Raw genomic sequence first — 18413 nt, 5'->3', positions numbered from 1 at the left:
AGAGCGCGCCAGCAACGGGGGCAGGGAGGATGAAATCCTATGGCACCCAACGGCAGACTAGGTGCGGGCCCGCGATGCATCGCGATCGTCGGCCCGTTTCAGAGCGGCAAGACCACGCTTCTTGAGGCCATCCTGGAGCGGACCGGAGCCATCTCGCGGGCCGGGCGCGTGGCAAACGGAGACAGCGTGGGCGATGCGAGCGCCGAGGCCCGCGCCCATGCCATGAGCATCGAGCCCAATGTGGCCACGGTCAATTTTCTCGGCGAGAACCTGACCTTCGTCGACTGCCCCGGCTCCACGGAATTCCTACACGAAATGCGCAACATCACGCCGGTCTGCGACGCGGCAATCGTCGTGTGCGAGGCGGACGAGCGCAAGATCCCGGCCCTTGAGATCATCCTGCGCGAGCTTGAGGAGGCCGACATTCCGCGCTTCCTCTTCATCAACAAGATCGACACGGCAACCCAGCGCATCCGCGAGACGCTTGCGCTGCTGCAGCAGGCCTCCCGCACGCCGCTGCTCCTGCGCCAGATCCCGCTCTGGAAGGACGGCATCGCGGTGGGCTTCATCGACCTCGCGCTTGAGCGCGCCTTCATCTACCGCGAGCATGCGCCGAGCGAGGTCGTGGATCTGCCCGAGGGCGAACTGCCGCGGGAGAAGGAAGCGCGCTTTGCCATGCTCGAGCGCCTGGCCGATTACGACGACGCGCTCATGGAGGAGCTGATCTCCGAGATCGAGCCGCCCCGCGACCAGATCTTCGATGATCTCTCCAAGGAGCTGCGGGAGAGGCATGTGGTGCCGGCGCTCATCGGCTCGGCCGAGCGCGGCAACGGCATCACGCGGCTGCTCAAGGCCTTGCGCCACGAAGCGCCGACCCTGACTGAAACTCGCGCGCGTCTCGGCATCCCCGAAGAGGGAGCGCCCTTGGCCCAGACCATGAAGACCCTGCACCAGGGGCAGGGCGGCAAGCTTTCCATCGCCCGCGTCATGCGCGGCACCTTCCACGAAGGCGATACCGTTGTGGGCTCCCGCGGCGGCGAGGCGCGGATCGGCAGCCTGCTGACGATGGTGGGCAATACGACGGCCCGAAAGCCGGAGGCAGTCGCCGGCGACACGGTCGGGTTTGGCCGGTTGGAAAACATCGCAACGGGCGACAGCTTTGCGGCCGGCAAGACGAGGCCCGAGGCCATCCTGTCCGTTGCGCCGCCGGAGCCGGTCTATGCAATGGCCCTCAAGGTGAAGGACCGCAAGGACGACGTGCGCCTCTCGAGCGCCCTTTCCAAGATCACCGAGGAGGACCCGTCGCTCGCGGTCGAGACCCGGCCCGAGATGGGCGAGATCCGGCTGCACGGGCAGGGCGAGATGCACCTGCGGGTGGCGGTGGAGAAGCTCGCCTCGCGCTTCCAGGTCGGGATCGAGACCGCCAAGCCCAGGGTGGCCTATTGCGAGACGATCAAGCTGCCCGCAGCGGCCCGCGGCCGCCACCGCAAGCAGACCGGCGGCCATGGCCAGTTCGGCGACGTGATGATCGAGATCAAGCCGCTGCCGCGCGGGGAGGGCTTTGCCTTCCAGGATCGGATCACCGGCGGCGTGGTGCCGCGCCAGTACATCCCCTCCGTCGAGACGGGCGTCCGCGATGCCCTGAAATGCGGCCCTCTGGGCTTTCCCGTGGTCGATCTCGCCGTGAGCCTGACGGACGGCTCCTACCACACGGTGGATTCCTCCGATGCCGCCTTCCAGGCTGCCGCCAGGCTGGCACTGGCGGAGGCGCTGCCGAAGGCCAAGCCCGTGCTGCTGGAGCCGATTCTGTCGGTGGAGATCACGATCCCGTCCGAGGCGCTGTCCAAAGCTACCGCCCTGGTGACCGGCCGGCGCGGGCAGATCCTCGGCTATGACGAGCGGCCCGGCTGGTCAGGGTGGCAGGTGTTGAGCGCGACGATCCCGGAATCCGAGATCGGCGACCTCATCGTGGAACTGCGTTCCGCGACGGCAGGTGTCGGAACCTTCTCGACCCGGTTCGATCACATGGCCGAACTTAGCGGGCGTCCGGCCGACATGGTGCTGCAGAAGGCTCATTGAGACTTTTTGGACCTGGACGATCCCCGCAGATCGTTCAGGTCTAAACTAATCCCATCGACAAAAGGACTCTTCCGCGCCAAGTTAAGCTTGATGGAGACGCCATCTCCCATGAAGCAAACCTCGCCTAGAAGCGGAGGACGACAATGAACGCCACGAACCCGGCGCCTGCCACCACAGGCGCTCAGGATCTTTCTGCCCGCCCCTGGCTCAAATCCTATCCGGCAAGCGTTCCGCCTGTGATCGACGAGGCTAGGGTCGGCACGGTCAACGACATCTTCCGCGACGCCCTCGCCAAGTACCCGAACCGACCGGCGGCCGAGAGCTTCGGCAAACGCGTGACCTATGCCGCGCTTGGGCGCGACGCGGATGCGGTGGCCTCCTGGCTTCAGGCTCAGGGGCTGAAGAAGGGTGACCGGGTCGCCATCATGCTGCCGAACGTGATGGCCTTCCCGGCCATCCTGTTCGGGGTGTTGCTGGCCGGCGGCACGGTGGTGAACGTCAACCCGCTCTACACCCCGCGCGAGCTGACCTACCAGCTCAACGACTCCGGCGCCCGCTTCCTGTTCGTGCTCGAAAACTTCGGCGCGACGGTCCAGGAATCGCTGCCGGAGCTGAAGCTGGATCGGGTCGTGGTCGTGACGCCGGGCGATCTGCTCGGCTTGAAAGGCGCAATCATCAATCTCGTGTCCCGCCGTGTGAAGAAGGCGGTCAAGCCGTTCAGCCTGCTGCAGGCGGTGACCTTCAAGGCCGTCATGGCCGAGGGGGCACGCAACAAGCCGCAGCCGGTCACCGTTTCGCCGGACGACGTCGCCTTCCTGCAGTACACGGGCGGCACGACCGGCGTCGCCAAGGGGGCGACGCTCCTTCACCGCAACGTGGTGGCCAACGTGATGCAATGCGAGGCCTGGATGCTTCCCTTCTTTGGGGACCGCGAGGATCATCTCATGGTCACCGCGCTGCCGCTCTATCACATCTTCGCTCTCACGGTCTGCGGGCTCCTGATGGCGAAGATCGGCGGATGCCAGCTGCTGATCGCCAATCCGCGCGACATCCCGGGCTTCGTCAAGACGCTGCAGAAGAGCCGCATCACGCTCATGTCCGGCCTCAACACGCTCTACAACGCCCTGGCGCATGCGCCGGGAATCGAAAAGGTGGACTTCTCCCAGATGGTCTTTGCCGTCTCGGGCGGCATGGCCACCCAGGAGGCCGTGGCCAAGAAGTGGAAGGACATCACCGGGCAGCCCATCGTCGAAGGCTATGGTCTCTCCGAGACCTCGCCCGTCGTGTGCGCCAACCGGCTCGACATCGAGGACTTCACCGGCACGATCGGCTATCCCCTGCCGTCGACGGATGTGACCATCCGCGCCGGCGACGGCAGCATCCTTCCGGATGGGGAGCGCGGCGAGCTCTGCGTGAAGGGTCCGCAGGTGATGGCGGGCTACTGGCAGCGGCCCGACGAGACCGCCAAGGTCATGACTGCGGACGGCTGGTTCCGCACCGGAGACGTGGCGGTCATCCTGCCCGACGGCCAGATCAAGATCGTGGACCGCATGAAGGACATGGTTCTCGTCTCCGGCTTCAACGTCTATCCCAACGAGGTCGAGGATGTGCTCGCCAATCATCCGGGCGTGATGGAATCGGCCGTGATCGGGCTTCCGGACGAGCATTCGGGCGAGGCGGTCGTAGCCTATGTGGTCCGCAAGGACCCGAACCTCACGTCAGACGAGCTGCGCCAGTTCTGCCGCGAGAACATGACCGGCTACAAGGTGCCCCGCCGGATCGAATTCCGCGAGACCCTGCCGAAGACCAATGTGGGGAAGGTCCTGCGCCGTGCGCTCAAGGAGGAGGCGGAGCAGTCCCACGTCCGCTGGAATTGATCCTGAGGGGTCCCTGAAAAGAAAAAAGCCGGGCCAAAGGCCCGGCAAAAGTAGAGGTCCGACAAATAAGTCAAAACCTTCCAGAGGGAACGGCCGACACGGCAGCGCCGGGAGGAAGAAAGCACTGCCGCGTTGAAATCAGCCACCGCTCATATCGACTGCATCCTGCCTCTTTGCAATGCAGCATGCCTCATGAAAGGGCTGCATATAACGCATAGCTTGCGTCACACCGGTGACAAACTCCGGGCAGCCATCGAGCTTGGCTTTGGACTCGGGGCGTAGAGCATCGTGCAGCCCGCTGGGCTCGCCCGATGCTCTCACTGGGAGAAGAAGCATCGGACCCAAAAGTGCAAATCCACTTTTGGGTCCGATGCTTTAGAACGTCCAGCGCTGAGCCTTGGAGATCAGGAAATCGCGGAAGGCCTGGACGCGGGCCACGGAGCGCATCTCCTCGGCATAAACCAGATAGCTGTCGAGGGAGGGCATCTCCACGTCGCGCAGGATCTGGACGAGGTCCGGGTTGCCCACCACGGCATAATCCGGCAGCACGGCGATGCCGGCGCCGGTCTCGACGGCCAGCTTCAGGGCCGTGATGTTGTTGACCACATAATGGTACTGGCGCGGCTCGCGCCCTTCGCGCCCGGCCGTGGCAAGCCAGTGCACGGCCATGAGATAGGACGGCTGGTGACCGCCGAACGATACGATCCGGTGCTCGTCCAAATCCTCCAGGGTCTTGGGCTCGCCGAACCGCTTGATGTAGTCGGCCGAGGCATAGACGTGGAAGTGGATGGTGAAGAGGCGGCGCTGGATCAGGTCGGGCTGGGCCGGGCGGCGCAGCCGGATGGCGACATCCGCTTCGCGCATGGCGAGATCCAGCTCCTCGTTGGACAGGATCAGCTCGACCCGGACATCCGGGTAGAGATCGAGAAACTCCGCGATGCGCTGCGCGAGCCAGATCGACCCGAGGCCGACCGTGGTCGTCACCTTCAGCTCGCCCGAGGGGCGTTCGCTGGTCTCGACAAGGCGGGCCTTGGTGGTCTCGAGCCGCATGCGCATGTCGCGGGCGGCCCGGAACAGCAGGTCGCCCTGCTCGGTGAGGATCAGGCCACGGGCATGGCGGTGGAACAGCGGGGCCTTCAGTTCGCGCTCGAGCGCGCTGATCTGGCGGCTGACGGCGGATTGGCTCAGGCCCAGATCGTCACCGGCGCGCGTGAAGCTGCCCGCTTCCGCGACGGTGTAGAAAATCCGGATCTTGTCCCAGTCCACGGCATTCCCCTCAAGCATCGGACCCAAAAGTGGATTTGCACTTTTGGGATCGGATCCGATGCTTCCTTTTTGGACCAGAGCATCGTTGATGCGGAAAACCGGATCCACTTTTCCGTACGATGCTCTAGGCCTCACATGCTCCAGACGCAAGGCAGCCTTTATCTCTTATGAGCCGCGAGCCCGACGCAACAGGAAATCGGCCTGAAGACTAACCAGTTGTTAACAAATCCTATTCGGCCGCTTCCTGGGTAGCCTCCAGGGCCGCCAGATAGCGTTCCGAGTCCAGAGCAGCCATGCAGCCCATTCCTGCCGACGTGACGGCCTGACGGTAGATGTCGTCCGTCACGTCGCCGGCGGCGAAGACGCCCGGGATGTTGGTCTCGGTGGAGCCCGGCTTCGTCACCAGATAGCTGCCCGACTTCATGTCGAGCTGCCCGACGAACAGCTCCGTCGAGGGCTTGTGGCCGATGGCGATGAACACGCCGTCGGTCTTGAAGTCCGAGGCCTCGCCCGAGACGAGGTTCTTGAGCCGCACATGGGTGACGGAGGAGGGGTTCTCCGAGCCGCAGATCTCCTCGACGGCGGAGTTCCAGACCACCTCGATCTTGGGGTGCTTGAACAGGCGGTCCTGCAGGATGCGCTCGGCGCGCAAGCTGTCCCGGCGATGAACCAGAGTAACCTTGGACGCAAGATTGGCCAGATACAGCGCCTCCTCGACGGCGGTGTTGCCGCCGCCCACCACCACGACCTCCTTGCCCCGGTAGAAGAAGCCGTCGCAGGTCGCGCAGGCCGAGACGCCGAAGCCCTGGAACTGGCCCTCGGACGGCAGGCCCAGCCACTTGGCCTGGGCGCCGGTCGCTATGATGAGCGAGTCGCAGGTGTAGGTGTCGCCGGAATCGCCTTCGAGGCGGAAGGGGCGCTGCTTCAGGTCCACCTTGGTGATGTGGTCTGAGACCATCTTGGTGCCCACATGCTCGGCCTGCAGGCGCATCTGCTCCATGAGCCAGGGGCCCTGGATCACGTCGGCGAAGCCCGGATAATTCTCCACGTCGGTGGTGATCATGAGCTGCCCGCCGGGCTGGAAGCCGGAGATCATCACCGGTTCGAGCAGCGCGCGCGCCGCATAGATCGCCGCCGTATAGCCTGCCGGCCCCGAGCCGATGATGATGAGCTTGGCGTGAGAATGGGCCATCAGGGGGTCTCCAGTGGAAAGGCGACGTCCGGCAGGCCGAGAGCGCGGCGATGGCGGCTGAAGCCTTCAGCGATCGCCTTCGCGACCTTGGGTGTTGAATTTAAGGGTTCGTAGGGCTGTCCTTCAAGACGGCCCGCGAAGGGATGCACAACTCCATGGCTTTTAAGCCCGTTCATGTAAACATCCAGTTTCGGATGGCCGCCGGAGGGTTCGAAAACCAGGATCGGCCGCCCCGTGGCGGCCGCCTCGCCGATCATGTTGAAGGAATCCGCCGTCGCGACGATGAAATCGGCGAGCGCAAGAAGGTCCACGTAAGGGTTCTCGCCGGTCCCGTCCCAGAAGAAGCCGCCATGCTTGGATGTGAGGGCTACCAGGGCACCTCGCAAGGTGGCAGGGGTGCGGCGCGAGGCCGTGACCATCAATCCGGCTCCGGCCTCGGCAATGGACGTCAGATGCTCCACCAGGCGAGCGATGTTCTCCTCGGTGAAACGATGATGCCGGCTGTTCCCTCCGGCCAGGACGGCAACGCGAGGACTGGACAGATGAGCGAGGCGCGGATCGAGTTCAGCACGGGCAGCCTCGATCCGCTGCGCCGAGACCCGGTGAGGCGGCGTCAGGGTGGTAAGGACGTTCGGTCCCCTCAAGCGGTCGTAGCTCGGCGACCAGATGAAATCGGCTGTCTCCGGGCCGGTGCGGGGATCTTTCAGGAACACCGTGAAGGTTCGCCCGCCGGACGCCCGTTTCACGTGGCGCAGATAGGCCACGGCCCGGCGGCCCGAGGCGATGAGCAAGTCCGGGAAGGGTGGGGCGAGAGGACTGCCGGGAGCGCCCGGCCGCTCGCGCGGGTCGACCGGGCCCCAGGGCATCAGCCATGTGAAGGGCGCTCTCGGCCTGACCCGGCGAACCTCCGGGACCAGGCCCAACGCCTCGGCCACGCTCAGGGCCTGCAGCTCGTCCCCGGCCTTGCCGTCCGTCAGCACCCAGGTGTTGAGGCCAGTCTCGTCGCGCAACATTCGATCAATGAGCCTGTGGAGTTCATGAAGTTCGTTGCGACTTAATCGCCCGTCCTCCTTGTGCCGATCCCTTATACGGTCTAGTCAGCCAAGACGAGATTTTTTGACCTGATACTGCATGATCCAAGCGTTTGGCCGGTTTTTGCCCGCCCCGATCATGCCTACGGAGTTACCGTGCGCGGACGCCTCGATTCCATCGACTGGGCCATTCTGAAAGAGCTTCAGGCCGACGGCAGCATCACCAATGTGGAACTCGCCCGCCGGGTGGGCCTGTCGGCGCCCCCGTGCCTGCGCCGGGTGCGGGCTCTGGAGAGCGCCGGCATCATCAAAGCCTACCGGGCGATCCTCGACCCGAAGAACCTCGGCTTCGAGATCGTCTGCTTTGCCATGGTGCAGCTCGACGTGCAGGGCAAGAAAGAGCTCAGGGAGTTCGAGCAGCGGGTGAAGGACTGGGCCATGGTCCGCGAATGCTGGACCCTCTCGGGCGACATCGACTTCATCATGAAATGCGTGGCCCCGAACTTGGCCTCGTTCCAGGGGCTGGTCTCCGAGTTCACCTCCCTGCCGAACGTGCGCAACGTCCGCACCGCTCTCACCCTCGACCTCATCAAGGACGAGCCGCTGGTGCCGATCGAGGATGTGGCGGCCGTCGAAGGCTAATGCGTCATCCCGGACGCCACAGGCGATCCGGGATCGTAAGACGAGTGTGGCCCCTTCACCTCTCCTTGTGGGAGAGGTCGGACCTCAGGTCCGGGTGAGGGGTTACGCCCTGTCCGGATAAGGCTGTAACCCCTCACCCCAGCCCTCTCCCTCAGGGAGAGGGAGCTCCGAGCCTCGTCCTGCACCCGATCCCGGATCTCCGCTGACGCTTCGTCCGGGATGACCATGCTTTGAAGATTAAATCTGCCGCCTTAGCCAGCGGACCCAATGCTGCGTCACGGCGACGGTGCGGCCCTGCTCATTGGGGGCGACGCTGGGGGCGTGGGCGTCGAGCACGGCCAGCATCGGGTGCCGCGCGAAGACCTCGCTCCGGCGGCCGACTGCCAGAGCCTCGCCCTCGACCGCATCGTGTCCGCCGCCTCCGCCACCGCGCCACCGGGGGCCGCCGCTTCCGCCCGGAAAAGCCGTGAGGGTGACGCTGGTCAGCCGCACGACGAGCCGGGGACCGCGCGGATCGGTGCGGTCGGCAAAGGAGCGCCGCAGCTCATCGAGCGCGACAGAGGCGACGAAGTCGGCGTAGGGTCCGAGGCCCTTGGCCTTCAAGACGCTCACATCCACGGAAAAGGACGAGAAGGCTTGCGGGAAGCTCTGCGCCTGAGCGGGCAAGGCAAAGCCTGCGCCGGCGAGACCGGCGCAGGCGAGGGTTTTCAAGAGCGAGCGGCGGGACACAGGGGACATCATCGGATTTCTCACTGTTGAAGCCCCCTTCTTCACATCAGGCGCCGAACTGGACGCCGACAACCTCGTAGGACTTGCCGCCGCCCGGGGTCGAAACCTCCACCGTGTCGCCGATGGTCTTGCCCATCAGGGCGCGGGCGATGGGGGAGGCGACCGACACGCGGCCGGAGCGCACGTCGGCTTCGGGCTCGCCCACGATCTGGTAGGTTTTCTCTTCCTCGGTGTCCTCATCGACGAGCTTCACGATGGCGCCGAACATGATCCGCTCGCCCGAGAGCTTCGTGATGTCGATGACCTCGGCCCGGGAGATCAGGCTCTCCAGCTCAAGGACGCGGCCCTCGTTGAGGGACTGGGCTTCCTTGGCGGCGTGATATTCGGCGTTCTCCGACAGGTCGCCAAGCGCGCGGGCTTCCGCGATTGCCTGGATGATCCGGGGGCGTTCCACCTGCTGCCGGTGCTTGAGCTCTTCCTCGAGCGCCGCAAAACCCTTGATCGTCAGAGGGACCTTGTCCATCGTTTGTCTCGTCCAAAAAGAGGTACGAGGCCGCTGTTTCCAGCGCCCTCGCATGTCAACGAAAACTTACAAGAAGCTTCGCAGTTCCAATGTGAGGCCGGATGCCTCAGGCAAAGTATTCCTGAAGCGCCCGAACTTCGAGATCGCCGCTGAGGTATGCTGTGATGCCCTCGGCTGCGGCGACCGCTCCTGCAAGAGTGGTGTAGTAAGGTATCTTATGCAAGAGGGCCGCTTGTCTCAAGGACCGGGAATCCGAGAGGGCGCCGGCCCCTTCGGTGGTATTGAAGACCAGCTGGATGTCCCCGTTCTTCATGGCATCGACCACATGGGGACGGCCTTCGAGCACCTTGTTGATGCGCTTCGCCTTGACGCCCTGCTCCTCGAGATAGCGCTGGGTGCCGGCGGTCGCCACGATCTGGAACCCGGCCTCCTCCAGCATCTTCACCGCCGGCAGGATCCGCGGCTTGTCGGAATCGCGGATCGAGACGAACAGGGTGCCGGTCTTCGGCAGCTGGCTTCCGGCGCCGAGCTGGCTTTTGGCGAAGGCTACCCCGAAGCCGCGGTCGAGGCCGATGACCTCGCCGGTGGAGCGCATCTCCGGCCCGAGCAGCACGTCCACGCCCGGGAACCGGTTGAAGGGGAACACGGCCTCCTTCACGGCGATATGGGGCAGCTCCTTCGGCGTGAGACCGAACGTCGCCAGGCCTTCTCCGGCCATGATGCGGGCTGCGATCTTGGCGATGGGCTCACCGATGACCTTGGCCACGAAGGGCACCGTGCGCGAGGCGCGGGGGTTCACCTCGAGCACGTAAATGACGCCGTCCTTGATGGCGTATTGCACGTTCATCAGGCCGCCGACCTCAAGCGCCAGCGCCAGGGCCTTCGTCTGACGCTCCAGCTCGGCGATGATCTCAGGCGACAGGGAGCGGGGCGGCAGCGAGCAGGCGGAATCGCCCGAGTGGATGCCCGCCTCCTCGATATGCTCCATGATGCCGGCGATAAAGCTGTCCTTGCCATCGCAGAGGCAATCCACGTCAACCTCGATGGCGTCCGAGAGGTAGCGGTCGAAGAGCAGCGGGTTCTTGCCGAGCACCGTGTTGATCTGGCCGGTCTTGTCGTTGGGGTAGCGGGCCTTCACGTCGGACGGGATCAGGCTCGGCAGGGTGCCGAGCAGGTAATCCTCAAACTGCGCCTCGTCGCGGATGATCGCCATGGCCCGGCCGCCGAGCACATAGGACGGGCGCACCACGAAGGGCAGGCCAAGTTCGGCGGCAATCAGGCGAGCCTGCTCCACGGAATAGGCGATGCCGTTCTTGGGCTGCTTCAGGTGCAGCTTGTCGAGCAGGCGCTTGAACCGGTCGCGGTCCTCGGCGAGGTCGATGGCATCCGGCGAGGTGCCGAGGATCGGCACGCCTGCCTCTTCCAGGGCATGGGCGAGCTTGAGCGGAGTCTGGCCGCCGAACTGCACGATCACGCCATGGAGCGTGCCCTTGGAGCGCTCGGTCTCGATGATCTCCAGCACGTCTTCCTGCGTCAGCGGCTCGAAATAGAGCCGGTCGGAGGTGTCGTAGTCGGTGGAGACCGTCTCCGGGTTGCAGTTGATCATGATGGTTTCATAGCCCGCGTCTTTCAGCGCGAAGCAGGCATGACAGCAGCAGTAATCGAACTCGATGCCCTGGCCGATCCGGTTCGGGCCGCCGCCGAGGATGATCACCTTCTTGGCATCCGAAGGATTGGACTCGTCCGCAGGGGTGCCTGCGAATGGGGCGGTATAGGTCGAGTACATGTAGGCGGTGGGCGAGGCGAATTCCGCCGCGCAGGTATCGATCCGCTTGAACACCGGACGCACGGCAAGCGAGCGGCGCTGCTCGCGCACCTCAGCCTCGGTCTTGCCGGTGAGCACGGCGAGGCGGGCATCCGAGAAGCCGAGCGCCTTGATCTGGCGGAAGGCGCCGGGCGTCTGCGGCAGGCCGTGGGCCTTCACCTTGGCTTCCATGTCGATGATGTCCTGGAGCTGCTCCAGGAACCAGGGGTCGATCTTGCAGGAGGCATGGACCTCCTCATGGCTGACGCCGAGGCGCAGGGCCTGGGCCACTTTGAGGATCCGGTCGGGGGTCGGGGTGCCGATGGCGGCCTTGATGGCGTTGCGGTCATCGCCCTTGCCCATGCCCTCGATCTCGATCTCGTCGAGGCCGGTGAGGCCGGTCTCCAGCGAGCGGAGCGCCTTCTGCAGCGATTCCGGGAAGGAGCGGCCGATGGCCATGGCCTCGCCCACGGACTTCATGGCCGTGGTGAGGGTCGTCGAGGCGCCAGGGAACTTCTCGAACGCGAAGCGCGGGATCTTGGTGACCACGTAGTCGATGGTGGGCTCGAAGGAGGCCGGTGTCGCGCCCCCGGTGATGTCGTTGGCGATCTCGTCCAGGGTGTAGCCGACGGCGAGCTTCGCCGCGACCTTGGCGATCGGGAAGCCCGTGGCCTTGGAGGCCAGCGCCGAGGACCGCGACACGCGCGGGTTCATCTCGATCACGATCATGCGCCCGTTCTCCGGGTTGATCGCGAACTGCACGTTGGAGCCGCCGGTCTCGACGCCGATCTCGCGCAGAACCGCCAGCGAGGCGTCGCGCATGATCTGGTATTCCTTGTCGGTGAGCGTGAGCGCCGGCGCGACGGTGATCGAGTCGCCGGTATGCACGCCCATCGGGTCGAAGTTCTCGATCGAGCAGATGATGATGCAGTTGTCCGCCTTGTCGCGGACGACCTCCATCTCGTACTCCTTCCAGCCGAGCACGCTCTCCTCGATCAGCACCTCATTGGTGGGCGAAGCGTCGAGGCCACCTTCCACGATGCTGAGGAACTCCTCGCGGTTATAGGCGATGCCGCCGCCGGTGCCGCCCATGGTGAAGGACGGGCGGATGATGGCCGGCAGGCCCACCTCGGCCAGGGCCAGCAGGGCCTCGCCCAGGGCGTGCTCCTGGTAGCGCTTGCGCCGTTCGTTCTCGCCCGCATCCCACTTGAGCTTGTAGGCGGCGACCATCCGCTTCTTGTCGCCCGGGTGGATGTCGAGCGCCTCCATGCGGGCGAGCTCGGCGAGATAGGCGTCGCGGTCGGCCTTCTTGAGGGCGGAAGCATTGGCGAGGCGGGATTTCGGCGTATCGAGGCCGATCTTGGTCATGGCCTCGCGGAAGAGCTGGCGGTCCTCGGCCTTGTCGATGGCCTCGGCCGTGGCGCCGATCATCTCCACGTTGAACTTGTCGAGAACGCCCATCTTCTTCAGCGACAGGGCGCAGTTGAGCGCCGTCTGGCCGCCCATGGTGGGCAGGATCGCGTCGGGGCGCTCCTTTTCGATGATCTTGGCGACGATCTCGGGCGTGATCGGCTCCACGTAGGTGGCGTGCGCGAGATCCGGGTCCGTCATGATCGTGGCGGGGTTCGAGTTCACCAGGATGATGCGGTAGCCTTCCTCCTTCAGGGCCTTCACAGCCTGGGTGCCCGAATAATCGAACTCCACGGCCTGGCCGATGATGATCGGCCCGGCGCCGACGATGAGAATGGAGGAAATGTCTGTCCGCTTCGGCATTGGGCCACCCAGGCGTGTCCAGCCGCGCGGCCGTAGAGCTACGGCGCTTCAAGCGCAGCCGGGATGTGATCGGATTATAGGTTGAGGGAGGCTCTTACACGGACCTTGGGCAAATTCAAAGGCCTTAGAGCATCGGACCCAAAAGTGGGTCCACTTTTGGGATCCAATCCGATGCTCCAACTTTCGGCTGGCGCATCATTGAGTGCGCAAAACCGGATCCACTTTTTCGCATGATGCGCTGGCCATGATTTAGACAGCCAATGGCCATGCGGTACGATCCGCCACGACCGAGTCGGCAACGGAGTTGGGAAAACATGGCCACGACAGAAGAACCCCGCTGGACCGTCGTCACAGGAGCCTCCAGCGGGATCGGCGCGGAGCTGGCCCGCGCGTTCGGGGCCAGAGGCTATCCGCTGGTCTTGACGGCTCGCCGGCACGAGCGGCTTGAGGCGCTGGCCGAGGAGATACGCCGGGCTCATAGCGTACCTGTCGAGGTCATGGCCCTCGATCTCGGCGACCGGGAGGCGCCCCAGGATTTGGCTGAGATGCTCCGGGAGCGGGGCATCGCCGTCCATACCCTGGTCAACAATGCAGGTTTCGGGCTGCGAGGGTATTTCGCGTCGCTTCCTCACGAGCAGCAGCTCGCCATGATCGATCTCAACGTCACGGCCCTGACCTCCCTGTCCCGCCTGATGCTGCCGGGCATGATCGAGCGCCGGCGGGGCGGGATCCTGAATGTGGCCTCCATAGCGGCCTTCCAGGCCGGACCCTACATGGCGGTCTATTACGCCACGAAAGCATTCGTCCTCTCCCTGTCCGAGGCGCTGCACGATGAGGCGAAGCCCCACGGCGTGACCGTGACGGCCCTGTGCCCAGGCCCCACGGAGAGCGAGTTCTCGGACACGGCTGGCCTGAAGGATTCCCGGCTCTTCAACGCCGGCGTCATCACCTCGGCGGAGGTCGCCCGCCTCGGACTCGAGGGTTACGAGGCGGGCCGGGCCATCGTCATTCCGGGAGCCAAGAACCGGGCCGGCGCCCTCGGGGCCAAGTTCATGCCGCGCTTCATGTCGCGCCGGATCGCCGGGCTTCTGCAGGGAATGAAGTGACGGCCAGGGCAGAAGCCGCTATCGAAGCCTCGTGACCGCCTCTCGCCCCTTCCATCACTTGGCTCGCCAGTTCACCGCCTTCTTCGGCGTGGGCCTTGTGGCGGCCGTCGTCCATTACGGGCTGCTGATCGGTCTTGTGGAGGGCGCAAGCCTTCATCCGGTTTCGGCGACGCTGGCCGGTTACGTAGCAGGAGGGCTCGTGTCCTACGTCCTCAACCGCCGGCACACCTATGGCAGCGAGCGGCCGCACCGGGAGGCGACCTGGCGCTTTGCCGTCGTAGCCTTCGTGGGCTTCCTCGTGACGTGGTTCCTGATGCACGCCTTCACGGTGTGGCTCGCGGGGCCATATCTGCCCTCGCAGATCATCACCACGGGCGTGGTGATGCTGTGGAGCTTCATGGCGCACAAGATTTGGACATTTGCCTAGAGCTTTGGCGCTTTCGGTGAGCTGTGGCGTGGTTCCAGGCCTTCAACGCAGTCCAGGGCTGCATTCAGTCGGGTCCCGCGAATCTTTTTGCAGTGCAATAGAGGGTCACAAGAATGCGGGATCCGTCTCGCGTCGTGTCCGATCACCCCATCGCCTTAAATCCTGGAAGCCTCATGTCCGACATGGCCATTGCCGGGGAAGCCTGTCTTGATGCGAAGGACAAGGCTCCCGCCGTTCCCCGCTCCCGCCTCGCGGTGGCCCTGATCGAGCTGGCGCTCGCCGTCGGCAGCTTCGGCATCGGGACTGGCGAGTTCGCCATCATGGGGCTGCTGCCGAACGTGGCGCATGAGTTCAACGTCACCACCCCCGAGGCCGGATACGCGATCAGCGCCTATGCGCTCGGCGTCGTGGTGGGCGCGCCCATCATCGCCGTGCTCGCGGCTAAGCTGGCGCGCCAGACACTGCTGCTTCTCCTCATGGCGGTCTTCGCCGTCGGCAATGGGGTGAGCGCCATCGCGCCGAGCTTCGAATCCTTCGTGCTTCTGCGCTTCCTCACGGGTCTGCCGCACGGAGCTTATTTCGGCGTGGCGGCACTGGTGGCTGCATCCCTGGTGCCGCCCAATAAGCGCACCCAGGCTGTCGCCCGCGTCATGCTGGGCCTCACGGTGGCGACCCTGCTCGGCACCCCGGTGGCGACGTTCTTCGGGCAGACCGTCAGCTGGCGCATCGCCTTCGGGGCTGTCGGCGTCATGGGCGCGCTGACGGTGCTGCTGATCTGGCTGTTCCTGCCGAAGGACAAGGTGCAGGAGGGGGCAAGCCCTATGCGAGAGCTCGGCGCCTTCAGGCGCAAGCAGGTCTGGTTCACCCTCGGCATCGGGGCCGTGGGCTTCGGCGGCCTGTTCTCCGTCTTCTCCTATATCGCGTCCACAGCCACCCAGGTGGCCGGAATGCCCGAGAACGCCGTTCCGATCATGATGGCCCTGTTCGGCTCAGGCATGATCGTGGGCAATCTCGTGGGCGGGTGGCTCGCCGACAAGAACCTGATGGCGACCATCGGCGGCACGCTCGCCGGCAGCATGGTGGTGATGACGGCGCTCTGGCTCACCGCCGAAAACCCCATCCTCCTCTCGGCCTGCGTGTTCCTCGTCGGCTGTAGCGTCGCCATCGGTCCAGCCCTGCAGACCCGGCTCATGGATGTGGCGGCGGACGCACAGACGCTTGCAGCAGCCCTCAACCATTCCGCCTTCAACATCGCCAATGCGCTCGGCGCCTGGCTCGGCGGCCTCGCGATTGCGGCCGGTTACGGGTTTGAATCGACCGGATGGGTGGGCGCGGTTCTGGCAGCCGCGGGCCTCGTTGTGTTCGGCCTGTCGCTGGCAAGCGATCAGCGCTCCGTCAGATCCTCGTCGGCCTCGCGAGCCTGAGCGGGGCGTCCCACGAAGGTCATCCGCGCCTGATTGTGCCCGAGATTGCGTAGCGAGCGCTCCGGCGCGAACCCGGCATCCTCCAGGAGATCGACGATCTCCTCCTCGCTGTACTGCGCGAGGCCTACCTCGTCGCGGATCTTGCGATACTCGGAAAAGGCCGTGCGGGCGAGGCCCGTCAGTGCCGAGCGCAGGAAACCGCCCTGCCAGGCGAAGGAGAGCAGCGCCCTGGCATCGGTGACCGGGCTGATGTCGGGCGGGATGATGTCGCCGAGGATCAGCCGGCCGTCATCCTTCAGCTTGTCATGGGCGAGCTTCAGAAGGGCGCGGAACTCGTCCAGGGAAAGGTACTGGGCGAGGGAGTTCACCACGATGAGATCGAACGAGGCGTCCGGCAGATCGGCGACATCGTCCGTCGACAGCACCGTAATCCGCCCGTTGCCCTTGAACCGCTCGTTCAGGCGTTCGCGCACCAGCGGCGCGGCATCGCTCAACGTCAAGCGGGCGCATTTCGCCGCGATCTTGTCGGCAAACAGCGCCTCGCCGCAGCCATAGTCGAGCACCGCCGCATCCGGGGAGGGGATGAGGCCGATGATGTCGTTGGCGATCAGCCGATAATGGAGGAGCTTGTGCCGCTCGCCCGTATAGATCGGTGTGTCCTGGTTCCAGTAGTCGCGCCAGTTCATCAAAGAAGCTTTCCCCGCTCGGTTTCAGGATTCCGCCGACAACGAAGCCGAGTCATGACGCTTGCCGTGCAGTTTCGCAACCTGCTCGGTCAGAGTGCCGAGTTCATCCAAAGGCAGGTCCAACAGGATGAGGGAAGCCAGGGTTTGTCGTGATCGTGATCTAAAACAGCGACAACTCAGAAAATTTAGGTTGCGCGCAATCGAAATCGCGGCTAGAAGCCTATTTAGATTGTACGCAATCAAATTGTAAGCGTGCAGTTTGGTAGCCTGACGATCAGACACGTGAATCCAAGGAGCTTTCCGATGACCCCTCTCTATACAGCCCATGCCTCAGCCCAAGGCGGACGCGAAGGCGTGGCCGCTTCCAATGACGGAAAGCTGGAGGTTCGCCTCTCCACACCGAAGGAGCTCGGCGGCGCGGGTGGCGAGGGGACCAATCCGGAGGAGCTCTTCGCAGCCGGCTATTCGGCCTGCTTCCTCGGAGCCCTGAAGTTCGTGGCCTCGCAGAACAAGATCGCGCTTCCAGCCGATACCTCGGTCGAAGCCTCAGTGGGTATCGGCAAGCGTGACGACGGCCAGGGCTTTGGACTGGTGGTCGAACTGAAGGCCAGCCTGCCGGGCTTGTCTCACGAGCAGGCCACCGACCTGCTGCACAAGGCCGACGTGGTGTGCCCGTACTCGCACGCCATCCGCGGCAACGTGCAGGTCACGCTGACGGTCTAACAAAAATCCATCGACGCCGTAGGGGCGAAGGCCTCCTGCTCACCGGGCAGGGGGCCTTTTTTGTGCTCAGGTCCACAGCTTCGTGAGCGGACCGTCGGACCCGTCAACGGGATCCGAGGCCGGCAAGGGAACCTGGGCGATGCGCTGCTGCGAGGAGGCGAGCGCCTTGGGATCATCGCGGACGGTGTCGTAATCGGATCCGTTCGGATAGGCACCGACCACGGCGAAGTCATCGCTGGCATTGATCAAGGCATGAGCCACACCCGCCGGAACAACCACCACATCGCCTAAGGTGACGGAAACGAGATCGCCGTCCTCCCCCCCGAAGCGGATCTGGCCCGAGCCCGACACGATGCCGAGCACCTCATGGGTGTTGGGATGGTAGTGGTGATAGTCGTGGATGCTGTCGAGCCAGGCATTCGTCCAGCCGTTCTTGGCGAAGGTTGCCTTGAAGGCCTTGGTCGGATCGTCCTGGGAGGGCGGGATCGCCCCGCGGCGGACGATCAGCGGCAGCGATGAGTTCGGCACGATGCCGTTGCTGCGGAAGACGTAAGTGTCCGTTCCGAGCGGTGCGTTGTAGCCCCGCGGATCGCCATATCCTTTCGCCTGCGCCATAGGTCTCTCCCTTCAGGTCGGGGAGGGAACGCTTTGGGCAGGCGAAAGATCGAGCGGGGCCTTTTGAAGGCTGTTAGGTTTTTTACATGCCGATGAGCATCGCCGCGACGGCGCGGTCGATGGACAGGTAGAACATGCCGAAGGCCACCATCGCCGCGAAGGCGAACTCGATGATCTGGTTCTTGAAGATGCGGAATTGCGCGAAGAGGTTCTGGCCGAAGATCGAGATCAGCCAGGCTGTGGTGAGCACCACCGGGAAGATGAAGAGATAGGACCATGTGCTCTCGACTGGACCCACATTGGCCGGGTCGATCAGCGGGCGGATATTGCGCACCCACGGAGCATAGAAGGCTGCATAGAGCGAGGTCAGCCAGGAGAGCGTGACAGCGATGCCGAGGTGAAACGTGAACAGGTTGTGCAGCCGGCTGAATTCGCCGGAATCGTCATCGAAATTCATGGTTGAAATACCCCCAAATCAAGAACCGGAATTATTTTCGTTTTATGGTTAATGACCGG

The 18413-nt window shown here is 64.5% G+C and carries 16 protein-coding genes; 7 read left to right on the top strand and 9 right to left on the bottom strand.

Annotation, left to right across the window (positions count from 1 at the left end):
* Window positions 1-39: 39 nt before the first annotated feature.
* Both IC232_RS07615 and IC232_RS07610 read left to right on the top strand, forming a co-directional pair.
* A complete protein-coding gene (locus IC232_RS07615; RefSeq protein WP_190844317.1) occupies window positions 40-2079 on the top strand; it encodes an elongation factor G in 2040 nt (679 codons plus the stop codon).
* Between the two features lie 143 nt (window positions 2080-2222).
* Window positions 2223-3956 carry an AMP-binding protein gene (locus tag IC232_RS07610; RefSeq protein ID WP_190844316.1) on the top strand — a complete coding sequence of 578 codons (1734 nt, stop codon included), beginning with the start codon at window positions 2223-2225 and terminating at the stop codon, window positions 3954-3956.
* A gap of 375 nt (window positions 3957-4331) precedes the next feature.
* Here the strand turns inward: IC232_RS07610 and IC232_RS07605 are convergent, their stop codons facing one another.
* The 3 genes from IC232_RS07605 to IC232_RS07595 form a co-directional block, all read right to left on the bottom strand.
* Window positions 4332-5222 carry a LysR family transcriptional regulator gene (locus IC232_RS07605; RefSeq protein WP_036351388.1) on the bottom strand — a complete coding sequence of 297 codons (891 nt, stop codon included), beginning with the start codon at window positions 5220-5222 and terminating at the stop codon, window positions 4332-4334.
* A 229-nt stretch (window positions 5223-5451) separates the two neighbouring features.
* Entirely contained in the window at window positions 5452-6414 is a 963-nt protein-coding gene (trxB, locus tag IC232_RS07600) for a thioredoxin-disulfide reductase (RefSeq protein WP_190844315.1), read from the bottom strand.
* Window positions 6414-7427, bottom strand: a complete 1014-nt coding sequence (locus IC232_RS07595; protein ID WP_190844314.1) for a mitochondrial fission ELM1 family protein — start codon at window positions 7425-7427, stop codon at window positions 6414-6416. The genes trxB and IC232_RS07595 overlap by 1 nt, the downstream gene beginning before the upstream one ends.
* Window positions 7428-7601: 174 nt before the next feature.
* Between IC232_RS07595 and IC232_RS07590 the strand changes: the two genes are divergently transcribed.
* Window positions 7602-8087, top strand: coding sequence for an Lrp/AsnC family transcriptional regulator (locus IC232_RS07590; protein WP_190844313.1), 486 nt, complete (start codon window positions 7602-7604; stop codon window positions 8085-8087).
* 237 nt (window positions 8088-8324) lie between these two features.
* Here the strand turns inward: IC232_RS07590 and IC232_RS07585 are convergent, their stop codons facing one another.
* From IC232_RS07585 to carB, 3 genes are all read right to left on the bottom strand, one after another.
* A complete protein-coding gene (locus IC232_RS07585) occupies window positions 8325-8828 on the bottom strand; it encodes a twin-arginine translocation signal domain-containing protein (RefSeq protein ID WP_190844312.1) in 504 nt (167 codons plus the stop codon).
* A 34-nt stretch (window positions 8829-8862) separates the two neighbouring features.
* The gene (gene greA, locus IC232_RS07580) at window positions 8863-9339 is read right to left on the bottom strand and encodes a transcription elongation factor GreA (RefSeq protein WP_190844311.1); all 477 of its coding nucleotides are present in this window, start codon (window positions 9337-9339) and stop codon (window positions 8863-8865) included.
* Between the two features lie 106 nt (window positions 9340-9445).
* A complete protein-coding gene (carB, locus tag IC232_RS07575; RefSeq protein WP_190844310.1) occupies window positions 9446-12916 on the bottom strand; it encodes a carbamoyl-phosphate synthase large subunit in 3471 nt (1156 codons plus the stop codon).
* A 314-nt stretch (window positions 12917-13230) separates the two neighbouring features.
* Between carB and IC232_RS07570 the strand changes: the two genes are divergently transcribed.
* The 3 genes from IC232_RS07570 (at window position 13231) to IC232_RS07560 (ending at window position 15873) form a co-directional block, all read left to right on the top strand.
* On the top strand, window positions 13231-14022 hold the full coding sequence (locus tag IC232_RS07570) for an SDR family NAD(P)-dependent oxidoreductase (protein ID WP_190844309.1): 792 nt from the start codon (window positions 13231-13233) through the stop codon (window positions 14020-14022).
* A gap of 31 nt (window positions 14023-14053) precedes the next feature.
* Window positions 14054-14449 carry a GtrA family protein gene (locus IC232_RS07565; protein WP_190844308.1) on the top strand — a complete coding sequence of 132 codons (396 nt, stop codon included), beginning with the start codon at window positions 14054-14056 and terminating at the stop codon, window positions 14447-14449.
* 173 nt (window positions 14450-14622) lie between these two features.
* On the top strand, window positions 14623-15873 hold the full coding sequence (locus IC232_RS07560; protein WP_190844354.1) for an MFS transporter: 1251 nt from the start codon (window positions 14623-14625) through the stop codon (window positions 15871-15873).
* Here the strand turns inward: IC232_RS07560 and IC232_RS07555 are convergent.
* Entirely contained in the window at window positions 15834-16559 is a 726-nt protein-coding gene (locus IC232_RS07555; protein ID WP_190844307.1) for a class I SAM-dependent methyltransferase, read from the bottom strand. The genes IC232_RS07560 and IC232_RS07555 overlap by 40 nt on opposite strands.
* Before the next feature lie 303 nt (window positions 16560-16862).
* Here IC232_RS07555 and IC232_RS07550 point away from each other — a divergent pair, with 303 nt between their 5' ends.
* Window positions 16863-17282: an organic hydroperoxide resistance protein gene (locus tag IC232_RS07550; protein WP_190844306.1), complete on the top strand. Its 420-nt coding sequence runs from the start codon at window positions 16863-16865 to the stop codon at window positions 17280-17282.
* 66 nt (window positions 17283-17348) lie between these two features.
* On the opposite strand, the gene IC232_RS07545 is transcribed toward IC232_RS07550, so the two are convergent.
* On the bottom strand, window positions 17349-17897 hold the full coding sequence (locus IC232_RS07545) for a cupin domain-containing protein (RefSeq protein ID WP_190844305.1): 549 nt from the start codon (window positions 17895-17897) through the stop codon (window positions 17349-17351).
* An 82-nt stretch (window positions 17898-17979) separates the two neighbouring features.
* A complete protein-coding gene (locus tag IC232_RS07540; protein WP_190844304.1) occupies window positions 17980-18354 on the bottom strand; it encodes a hypothetical protein in 375 nt (124 codons plus the stop codon).
* Between the last annotated feature and the right edge of the window lie 59 nt (window positions 18355-18413).

It is taken from the genome of Microvirga sp. (genome assembly GCF_014699075.1).
Classification (GTDB): domain Bacteria; phylum Pseudomonadota; class Alphaproteobacteria; order Rhizobiales; family Beijerinckiaceae; genus Microvirga.
Note: the sequence above shows the minus strand (reverse complement) of the source record. Positions and strands in the feature narration are given on the sequence as shown.